Origin of the sequence: Desulfovibrio sp. 1188_IL3213 (genome assembly GCF_036763145.1) — a bacterium.
Classification (GTDB): Bacteria; Desulfobacterota; Desulfovibrionia; order Desulfovibrionales; family Desulfovibrionaceae; genus Desulfovibrio.
The window spans coordinates 17,593-28,643 of record NZ_JBAIYR010000007.1; the positions used below are offsets into that span (position 1 = coordinate 17,593).

An 11,051-nucleotide genomic window follows, 5' to 3' on the forward strand; every position below is an offset into this window, starting at 1 on the left:
CATGCTTTACGAGGCGTTTCGCCCCGGCGGCAGTTCTGACTGCTTTTGCCGAGCAAACGTTCAGGAGATCATCCATGCCTACTCTTATCCTTTCCCGTCCCGCCGTTTCACAACAAACTCTTGTTACAGCAGCGCCTGACTCCAGAATTGCATTAAATTTTCCCGCTGATCAGGCAAGCCTTGAACGGTCGGGAGATGATTTGCTGTTCACCTTTGACGACGGCTCCAGCATACGTATTGAGAGTTTTTACTCCGAATACAACAAGGACAATGCGCCAGATTTTGAAGTAGAGGGTCAACTTGTGAGCAGCGCAGATTTTTTCAGCGCTTTTGCTCCTGACCTCGCGCCTGCAGCCGGCCCCACTGCCGCCGAACGCTCGGCCCGCTACAGCGAATGGGGAGATTCCGCCCTCATGGACGGCATTGACCACCTGAATGGCCTGGACATGGGCATTGACGGCTCCGGCGCTGGTTCTCAATCCGAAAACGGTCTGGGCTTTCTTGCCACTGTCTCGCCTGCTGCCGACACCATTGTGCCCCCCCTGCCGCCCGAACCCAACGAGCCGCCGGAAATCGGAGCGCATACCGATCACCTGAACCTTAAAGAGTCCGGTGTCGGTCCCACATCCACTTCTTCCAACCCCAATACTCCCATTGCCGGAACCCCCAGCGCCAAGGGTCAGATATACGCAAGCGATCCCGATCCCCAGGACGTGCTGCAATACCGCCTTGAAGCTGCAGACCCCTACACGGCATCCGGCATTGTATCCAACACCATGTCCAATGGCGTGCAGACCCTTGTCACGGCCTATGGAACCCTGGTGCTCAACACCAATGACGTGCCGCCCACCTATGCCTATACCATCGACCAGGGCAAATGCGATTTTCTTGGCGTTAACGATCAGAATATTGAAGAAAAATTCAATGTGGTCGTTTCCGATGGCCGTGGCGGCGTGGTCAGGGGCGAAATAGCGGTAACCATTGAGGGAACCAATGACCGCCCCATCATCAGCGTTACCGATGCCGGAAACGGCCACATTTCGGTAACAGAAGACACCAATATCGTTACCCCCGGAACCTACGCGGTTTTCGATCCGGACAGCGACGGGCACTGGGCCTTTGGTGAGGACAACCTCAACCACTCCTTTTCCATCCGTTCCGGCTCGGACACTCAGGGCAGCCCCGACAACGGCGATTTTGGCGAAACCTCCACGTTCAGCACCAAGTACGGCACACTGACCGTCAACCCTGACGGTACGTACAGCTATACCCTGAACAACGACAGTTCCGAAGTCCAGAGGCTCGGCGAAGGCCAGAGCAAGGTGGAAACCTTCGAAGTTACCGTCACCGACAAATGGGGAGCCAATTCCAGCCAGACCATCACCGTGACCATCAACGGCGCCAATGACGCTCCCACCATCGACACTTCGGGTTCAGGCCCCCTTGTGCTCAAGGAAAGCGGCGTGGGCGCGCAGACTGACCCGGCGGTGAACAATCCCGGCCAGACCCAGAGCCATGCCGGCAACAACTATGAAATCAAGGGAACCTCTTCGGCCGGCAAGAGTTTTTCCGTGAGCGACAAGGATGCTTCCGATGTGCTCACTGCCACCATCACCGACAGCAACGGCAACGCCATACCCGGCTGCAACGCCATTGCCGGAACCAATGGCACATGGACTGTCACAACAGAATTCGGCGTTCTGACCATCATTCCCCGCCGCACTGTGAATCCCGCCACCGGTGAGCAAAAAATCACCTACGAATATACCTACAAGCTGGACAACGCCAAGGCTGACCATCTGGCCGAGGGCGACAATGTGGACTACAAGTTCACCGTGTCGGTAACTGACGGGCACAGCGACCCGGAATCACACGACATCAATGTCCACATTGAAGGAACCAACGACAGGCCCTACCTTGCGGTTGAAAACGCCCAGTGGCTCAAGGACTCCGGCGTACACGACGGCAACGAGGACACCAGCGACACCCCGGGAGATGTCGCCGGTGATTCCGGTTCCTACCAGTATGAAAAGGTTTCCATCAGCGGGCAACTCAACAACCCTGATGCTCTTGGCAGCAACGTCATCGACAAGGATGACGGCGCCACCCACACCTACCGGGTGGTCACTGAAACCGGCTGGAGTACCAAGGGTGTAACCGAGGTCGGCACGGTCAAGCTCGGCGGCACGGCCCAGAGCAACAATGTGCCCAACGGGCTGACCAATACCGTGGTTTCTGAAGACGCCACCCAGGTGGTCATCAAAAACGAGTACGGCGCCCTGGAGCTCAAGGCCGACGGTTCGTACACGTTTGAACTTGACACCACGGCAGGCGGCGCTGCGGACAGACTGCCGCAAGGCTCAACCGTCACCATCAGCTTTCCTGTCATGATTACGGATGACAAGGGCGCAACCAGCGTGAGCGACCTTAATATCACCGTGGTAGGAACCAACGACAGGCCCGAACTGGCAGACATGGGTCAGCATGACCTGATGGAAAACGATTTGTTTTTCCAGGTGGAAGGTTCCGCCGAGGGCAGCGACATAGACTACGGCGCCACACTTACCTATTCCATTACCGATGCCAACGGCGCTCCCCCCACGCTTCTTCCCGGCGCGGTCATTCAGGGCAAGTACGGCACGCTCACACTTGATCCGGCCACCGGCAAGTATACCTACACCCTGAACAACAGCCTCAGCACCGTTCAGGAACTCAAGTCCGGCGAAACGGTGAAAGATATTTTCACCGTTACGGTAACTGACGAGCACGGCGCTACAGACAACAAGCAGCTTGTCATCAACGTACACGGGCAGGACAACGCGCCGGCCTTCATTGTTCCGTCCGAAGTGTTTCAGGTACGTGAATCCGGCGTGGGTACGGTAGATGCCAGCGACAAGCTCACCAACTACTTCGGTAACGAAGAATATCAGGGCAGCGGCACTGTTTCCGGCAAGGTTCAGGCTGTTGACCCCGACAAGGGCGAGACTGAAAACCTGAAATACTACTTTGTCAACAGCGAAGGCAAACATGAAACCACGCTTGTCACCACGTATGGTACTGTCACCATTGATCCCGATACCGGCAAATATACCTACACGCTCAATGATGCCAGCGACGCGGTCAATGAACTTCAAGCCAATGAGCACGCAAGTGACGGTTTCACCATTGTTGCTGTTGACCCCAATGACAATACCGGCGAGATGAATATCACCGTCAACATCGTGGGTACCAACGACAGGCCTGAACTCAAAGGCTCTACACAGGATCAGGAACTTCACGAAGACGGCGGCACGACTGTTGCCACCGGGCAGGTTGAGGCTACCGACGTTGATCTTCCTGACGGAGAAACCCTCACTTACAGTCTTGTTTACGATGGCGGCACAGCGCAGACCATTGAGGGCAAATACGGGTACATCCAGTTGGAAACATTCACCGGCAGCTACACGTACCATCTGTACAATGACAAGGTGCAGTTCCTGTCTGAAGGCCAGTTTGTTGATGATACCTTTGTGGTGCGCGTCACCGACAACCTCGGCGCATTTGTGGATGGCGACATAAAGGTCACCATTCAGGGAACCCAGGACGACCCCACGATGGAAACGGCGGTTGTGGTTCTGGATGAAGATACCGAGCAGTCGGGAACCCGCACTATCGTATGGGATGATAAGGACGCTGACGACAAGCTGGTGAGCATCTCGGCCGACGGCAAAAACCTTACCGGCAACGATTCCATTGAAATTGAGGGCACGTACGGCACGCTGACCCTGCATGCGAACGGCACGTACTCCTACAAGCTGAACACCGAAAACGTCCAGTACCTTAACGTGGGCGACAGCGTGAACGAAAAGTTCGATGTCACTCTCACAACCGGACACACCAACGGTACAGGTCAGGACATCAGCAGTTCCGTTGACGGCTCCATTACGGTGGTCATTACAGGCACCAACGATGCCCCTGTCTTCACAGCCAAGGACTGGCAGCCCGACGGGCCGGCGACTTCCTTGCAGACCTCCGGACAGGTCCGGGCCACAGACGTGGACAACAAATATTACACCAACGACTCCCCCGCTTCCGAACTGAAGTTCTACTTCGAAAAGGGCGAAGGCGATGACGCCCAGTATGTGCAGACCATTGAGGGAAAATACGGCAGCATCACCATCAACACCCTGACCGGAGAATACACGTACCATCTTAATATACATGGCTCCGCGTATAAGGAGCTTGGCAAAGACGAAAACGTCCCGGAAGAATTCAAGGTGGGCGTTATTGACCCCCACGGAGCCACTGACGATGCCACCATCACCATCAATGTCATCGGCAAGGGTCCCGGCGGCGGCTCTGGCGGCGGTGGTCCGACCGACCCTATTGACCCAAATGATCCGGGGGGCAACACCCCTTCGCAGAACCTCAAGGTCACTGACCTTGACGTCAAAGAGGATGTGGACGCAGACGGGATAAATGACGGCTATATAACCGCCAGCGGCAAGCTTACGCTGCAAGACGGCAGCGACCCTACTGATCAGTTTTATCTGAAAAACAGTGACGGCACAGATGCTGTACTGACCAATACCGGCCTGTACGGCTCTCTTATTCTCAAGCCTGACGGCAGCTACACGTATGTGCTCAATAACGACAGCACCGCCGTACAAAGCCTGCGCGATGGTGAGACCAAGACCGAAACCTTCACGGTGCATCATCCCCAGGAAGGCAAGATAGATATCACTGTCACCGTTGAAGGCACCAACGACCAGCCGCGCATCACCACTCCTGGCGGCGTGCATGCAGAGGGTCAGGATATTGCCAAGAGTACCGGTGTAAACGGAAGCGTGGAAGCGACCGACATTGATGCAGGCGACACCCTGTCCTATTTCCTTAAAGACAAGGATGGCAACCTGGTCGACAAGATCGAAACAGACCACGGCGTCATCACCATTGACAAGGATACGGGAGAGTACCAATACTTCCTGAATACCGGCCACGCCAGACTCAATGCTGACCAGACCCTGGAAGAAAGGTTCACCGTTGTCGCGAAAGACAACTCCGGTAATGCTTCAAGCGACACTTCCGCCCCCACGGAGATTGTCATTACCATCAAGGGTGACAACACTCCGCCCACAGCCACGGTAACCAACCTGACCGTTACGGAAGACTCTGCCCTGTCTGACAGCAGCCATGTTCAGGTCAATGACGATGTAGACACAGGCATCACCTACGGCGCGGCTACAAGCAACACCGGACCGCTGCAAACTGTTGTGCAGGGTCAATACGGCACGCTGACTATCAACCGCGACACCGGCGAGTACACCTATACCCTCAACAACGGGCTTGATATCGTTCAGGGCCTGCATAAAGATGATCATCTCACGGACACATTCTATGTCACCGTGACGGACAAGCATGGCGCCACCGTTGTTGAACCCCTTGACGTGACAATCAAGGGAACCAATGACGCCCCGGTTCTTTTTGTGGACAACGGCCTGAGCATCGCGGAGGACGGTACCGACGTATCCGGCCAGAGCATGGTGCACGACAAAGATGCCCACGAAACCCATACGTTCACTTCCACCGGCGTTGGCGGCAACGATGCTTACGGCAAGTTTGTCATTGATGCCAACGGCAAATATACCTTCACGCTGGATAACGACAGTGATGCGGTTAAAAAACTGGCATTGGGGCAGTCGGTCGATCTTACCTACACGGTAACTGTCACGGACAGTGACGGCCTGACAGATGCCCGTGATGTTGTCATCACCATTACCGGCACAAACAACGCGCCGGAAGTAAAGGCTGCCGTTGCCGAAGTTACGGAAGACGACGTAAGAACCGGGCCGAATGGAAGCGACATGGTCTTTGCCTCCGGCCAGGTGGAAGCTACGGATCCTGACGCTGGCGCGCAGTTGCAGTACTTTATCGAGAGCAACGGCCAGACAGACCAGATCGCCCGGGGAAGTTACGGCACGCTCACCATCAGTTCGGCCACCGGACAGTACCTTTATGTGCTGAACAACGCCGATCCGGCGGTTCAGGCGTTGGGCCGGAACGATCACGAGACCGAAACCTTTACTGTCGTGGTCAGGGACGAACACGGCAAAACCACTGAAACCAAGCTTACGGTAACCATCAACGGCGCAAACGATGCCCCTGTCATCACCAGCGCCCCTGGACTGACCGTTACGGAAAGCACATCGCTTACCAGTTCTGCCACGCTGATCTTCAGCGACGTGGACGCCACGGACACGCACAACTTCGGCGTCAGCGTCAAGGACGGCACGCAAGGCTCAATCGCCACCGGGCAGTACGGAACCCTGACCATCGACAGCAATGGCAACTATACGTACACGCTTGATGATTCCAACCCTGCTATTCACAAGCTCGCCCAGGGTCAGACCACAACGGAAACCTTTACCGTATACGTCAGCGATGGCGCTGAAACAGTACAGAAAGACATTGTCGTCACCATCAAGGGAACCAACACCGCCCCTACCATCGAATCCTTTGAGCCTGCGCTCTACGCCACCGAAGGCGGCAGCGCGGTAAGCGGAATCGTTGTGGGAGCCGACGTGGACTATGGAGCCAGACTCTCGTACTACGTGGGCAGCGACGGCGCGACCAACAGCTCTTCCCAGAAGGTTACGGGGCAGTTCGGCACGCTGAGCATCGATAACAACGGCAAATATACCTACAGCCTTATTGAAGACAAGGCACTGGTCATCAATCCCGATGAAGTACGCGAAGAAACGTTTACCATTTTCGTCAAGGACGAACACGGGGCTTTGGCCAAGGAAACGGTAACCATCAGCGTGACAGGCACGGAAAGCACGCCGGTCATCAAGATGGCTGCAAACCTCACCGTCAAGGAAGATGAAATCCTCCACAGCCACTCCACTGTCACCGTGCTGGACGATGCCAAGGATATGGGCAGCCACACCTTCGGCGTTTCCACCACCGGCAGCGGCAGCTTCGCGGGAACAGCCACAGGCGTTTACGGCAAGCTGGTGATTGACGCCAACGGAACCTATACCTATCAGCTGGATAACGATCTGAGCAGCGTGCAGTCTCTGGGCAAGGGGAAATCGGTGGAAGACCGCTTCACCATTCAGGTCACCGACCCCCAGGGCAACAACACGACACAGGATATTGTCGTCAAGGTTGAAGGAACCAACGACGCTCCGGTCATCTCCTCGTGGGAACCCGGCAATACTGACATCACCGAAGGCAGCGGCATGGCGATCAACGGGCAGGTTTTTGCCACCGACATTGATGCCAATGATTCCCTGTCCTACTTTGTGGGTGCCGCCAATGCAGGATCGAGCAACAGTCAGACCTACAAGGGAACCTACGGCACAGTCACCATCGCTGCGGACGGAACATACTCCTATGTTCTGCACGCGGGCGCAGACCAGCTTTCGCAGGGGCAGCTCGCCAGTGATACCTTTGCGGTGCTTGTCTCTGACGGCAAGGGCGGCTGGGCTTCAAAGGACGTAACCGTCAACGTCACGGGCACCAACAACACGCCTGTGCTCGAAGAGGCCGGCGGCAACATCTATGTGCCTTTTGCCCTCAACGGTTCCCAGATTATTGGGCAGTTGCATGGGCACGATGTTGATGCCAACGACGTGCTCACTTACGGGCTGCAAGGCGGCGTTGATGACGGTTCGGGTTCCATCACCCTGCAGGGGCTGTATGGCACGCTCACCATTGACAGCGCCACCGGCAAATACACGTATGAACTGGATATGAGCAATCCCACTGTGCAGCATCTGGACAAGGGCAGCACGCTGAATGAATCCTTCACCACCACCGTGCATGACAGATGGGAAACAGTGGACAGCAAGCTTGAGATCACTGTCAGCAGCGACCACACCGTCAAGGCGCTCGATACACCCGGCACACTGTACGGTGACAGCTCGGACAATCTGCTGCTCGGCTCCGGCGGCAATGATGTCATCAAGGGCGGCATCGGCAACGAGGCCATGTTTGGTGGTGACGGCAACGACACCCTGTATGGCGGCGCCGGCAATGACTACCTTGACGGCGGCACGGGCAGCAATCAGCTCTACGGCGGTGAAGGCAATGACGTGCTCGTGTTCAGCGCCGGCAATACTGTCATGGACGGCGGCACGGGCATTGACCTGATGATCGGTGCTGACAAGGAGACCCTTGACAGCCTGTTTGCCAACCCCACCACCAATACCATCCAGAACATCGAAATCTTTGTGACGGATGGCGGAAAGGGGCTGACCAGCCTGTCCGACCTCAAAAACCACGGAGTGCTCCTGAACAACGATGAAAAAATCGTGCTGTCTTCTGGCTGGAGCGCCAGCGCCGACCAGACGCCAGACAGTATGTCCAATGATTATGCGGCGTTTACCAATGACGACATGACCATACTGGTTGCCAAGGCAGTGCTGGCCGAAGGCGCATAAGTAAAAGCCATACTCTGATTGCGCGGGTCTTTTTTCTGATATCAGGAAAAAGGCCCGCCTTTTTTGTGCCGCAGACGGACGCCCGCGGCCTTGTCCTTCAGCCACGTCCATGCCGCCTGCCCTTGACCTCAATCATATGCCACCTTGACCTCCGGGCCTGTGCGGCTTATGTTCTGAGGCGCAATCCGGCTTTTAGCCCAACCCCATAACGGAGGCTTGCCGCATGTTCGGCATTGGCATGCAAGAATTGTTGCTCATACTGGTGGTTGTTCTGCTGGTTTTCGGCGCGAACAAACTGCCGGAAATCGGTGGCGGACTTGGCAGAGCCATCCGCAACTTCCGCCGTGCGTCTTCCGAACCGGATGAAATCGACATCACGCCAAAGGACAAAAAGCCTTCTTCCACTGATGACGATACCAGCCATAAAGCCTGAGTCGGCCGGATATAAAGGATTTTGTCATGAAAGCAGAGCAGTTATCCGTTTTTTTGGAAAATAGGGCCGGACGCCTCGCGGAAGTAACGCATGCCCTGGCAGAAGCCGGCATCAATATCCGGGCGCTTTCCCTCGCGGACACTTCGGATTTTGGTATTTTGCGCATGATTGTGTGCGACCATGAAAAGGCCAAGACCATACTCAAAGAAAAAGGCTTTACCCTGGGCCGCACCAGCGTGGTTGCCGTGGAAGTCACAGACGCCCCCGGCGGCCTTGATTCCGTTCTGCAGCTTGTTTCGCGCAACGGCATAAACGTTGAATATATGTATGCCTTTGTTCAGCGTGAAGAAGAAAGCGCCGTCATGATCTTCCGTTTCGACAAGGTGGACCAGGCTGTTGAAGTATTGCTGGCAAACAACTTTACCATCATTCCTGCTGCCCGCCTTTGCGCAAGATAGCCCCCCGGCGGCAGACCTGGCAGGGCTGCGCAATGACATTCTGAAATCTGGCTTTGCGCAAAGCCTGCGCACGGCATTGAAGATCATGAAAAATCCCCTTCAGGAACACTCCTGAAGGGGATTTTTCTCTGGGCGACCCCATATTCCTCTCCCCTCATGGGCCGGAAAAGTTCGGCAATGGGGACGGGTGCAGTTTCTGTCAGTATCACAAACTTATCAATGAATTGCGCCACAGATGAACTTCGAAACAGCGCAGACGACCGTGCGGGCAACAGTGAAGATCAAGAACGCGCCCCCCACAGACCGCCTGCCCTGCTCATCCACGTCGTTAAACGCTACGTCATTAGAGCAGATTAACTTTGAGAATATACATTCTCAAAGTTTAAGGCGCGCTCACTTCGGCGTTTAACCGCGCAGATAAACTGCGCTTACGCCTCCGTAGCGAACGTCTGCTCACGCAGCCGCCAGAGCAATTTCAAAGTGAAATTGCTCTAAACCAGACGGGCAATATTTTTCATGCGGTCGCCAGACAGCAAGGCCACGGGCGGCACATCGATGAGCGTATGGCAACCAGGGGTCATGCGCGTCACGGCCCGTGCGCAGGACACAAGAACCTGTGCCGTCAGGGCCGGATTATCAATGCGCATATCAAAGCTCAGATGCTGGTTGGAAACACTGCCGGAAGCGCCGATGCGCTCCATAAGCACGCCATGAGAATTATCGGCCACAGCGTCCAGTTCCTCCTGGCTGCCCACTTCGCGCACGTCCAAAGGATCATTGCTGAAATATGGGTCAGCTGCGATTCTCTGCTTGATATCGGTAAAAGAAGCCCCGGCAGCGGGAAGAACGTAGACCAGGCGCGAATGCTTGCCGCCGCCAATGGGAATGGTGATGGAACAGGCATTTTCCACACCGTCGATTGCCCTGGCAGCCACGGAATGTCCCATGGAGCGGCCCCGGCCAAAATTGGTGAATGTTGTTCCTGTGGGCGTCATGGCCTCAAAAAGCGCACGTAGCACGGAATCTGTTCCCGGGTCCCATCCTGCTGCGGTTATGCACGCCTTGCCCGCGGCCTTGGCGGCCTTGTCCAGATCTGTCACCACCTGAGGGATTTCAGAATGGATGTCGAAGCTGTCAACGGTGTTGATGCCCTTTGCCAAATAGTGGCTCGCGTCCTGCGGCACATTTCTGGAAGGGCCGCAAATGATGACCACATCGGGTGTGCCGCGGTCGGCAATCAACGCATCAATGGAGGCATAATCCTGTACGCCACGCAAAGAGAAGGGCTGCGCGCCCAAGGAAGAAGCACGCCGCACGACACCAAGACAATCAAAATCCCGGGCGCACAGCAGGCAATCTATGACAGCCTTGCCGATATTGCCCAAACCGTGTACCGCAACCTTGACAGTACTCATATACTCCTCCAGTGCTCTTTGTTTTCAGTACAAATGCGGATCATAAAATCCGCCGTATTATTTATTTTTCAAAAACTGACGTTTCATACGGCCAACCGGCGGTACCAAAAAATTTCCCAAAAAAAGGAACTTACCGCCGTAAGTTCCCATAATGATCCGGCCCCTGGATAAAAAGCCAAACAGTCCTGCGCACTAGAGCAATTTCACTTTGAAATTGCTCTGGCGGCTGCGTGAGCAGTCGCCCGCCGCAAAGATGCAAGCGCAATTTACTTGCGCGGTTAAGCATCGAAGCGAGCGTGACTTAAACTTTGAGAATGTA

4 protein-coding genes are annotated in these 11,051 nt (G+C 55.5%); 3 read left to right on the top strand and 1 reads right to left on the bottom strand.

Annotated elements, in window-relative coordinates:
- The first annotated feature begins 74 nt into the window (after positions 1-74).
- From V6C16_RS01145 to V6C16_RS01155, 3 genes are all read left to right on the top strand, one after another.
- The gene (locus V6C16_RS01145) at positions 75-8,426 is read left to right on the top strand and encodes a VCBS domain-containing protein (RefSeq protein WP_333535777.1); all 8,352 of its coding nucleotides are present in this window, start codon (positions 75-77) and stop codon (positions 8,424-8,426) included.
- Between the two features lie 223 nt (positions 8,427-8,649).
- A complete protein-coding gene (locus tag V6C16_RS01150; protein ID WP_333535778.1) occupies positions 8,650-8,859 on the top strand; it encodes a twin-arginine translocase TatA/TatE family subunit in 210 nt (69 codons plus the stop codon).
- 26 nt (positions 8,860-8,885) lie between these two features.
- A complete protein-coding gene (locus V6C16_RS01155; protein WP_333535779.1) occupies positions 8,886-9,317 on the top strand; it encodes an ACT domain-containing protein in 432 nt (143 codons plus the stop codon).
- Between the two features lie 491 nt (positions 9,318-9,808).
- On the opposite strand, the gene V6C16_RS01160 is transcribed toward V6C16_RS01155, so the two are convergent.
- Positions 9,809-10,732, bottom strand: coding sequence for a diaminopimelate dehydrogenase (locus tag V6C16_RS01160; protein ID WP_333535780.1), 924 nt, complete (start codon positions 10,730-10,732; stop codon positions 9,809-9,811).
- Between the last annotated feature and the right edge of the window lie 319 nt (positions 10,733-11,051).

What these genes read in the sequence shown, in the direction of transcription:
- V6C16_RS01145 (WP_333535777.1), top strand. Translation starts at nt 75, where the DNA reads ATGCCTACTCTTATCCTTTCCCGTCCCGCCGTTTCACAACAAACTCTT.
- V6C16_RS01150 (WP_333535778.1), top strand. Translation starts at nt 8,650, where the DNA reads ATGTTCGGCATTGGCATGCAAGAATTGTTGCTCATACTGGTGGTTGTT.
- V6C16_RS01155 (WP_333535779.1), top strand. Translation starts at nt 8,886, where the DNA reads ATGAAAGCAGAGCAGTTATCCGTTTTTTTGGAAAATAGGGCCGGACGC.
- V6C16_RS01160 (WP_333535780.1), bottom strand. Translation starts at nt 10,732, where the DNA reads ATGAGTACTGTCAAGGTTGCGGTACACGGTTTGGGCAATATCGGCAAG.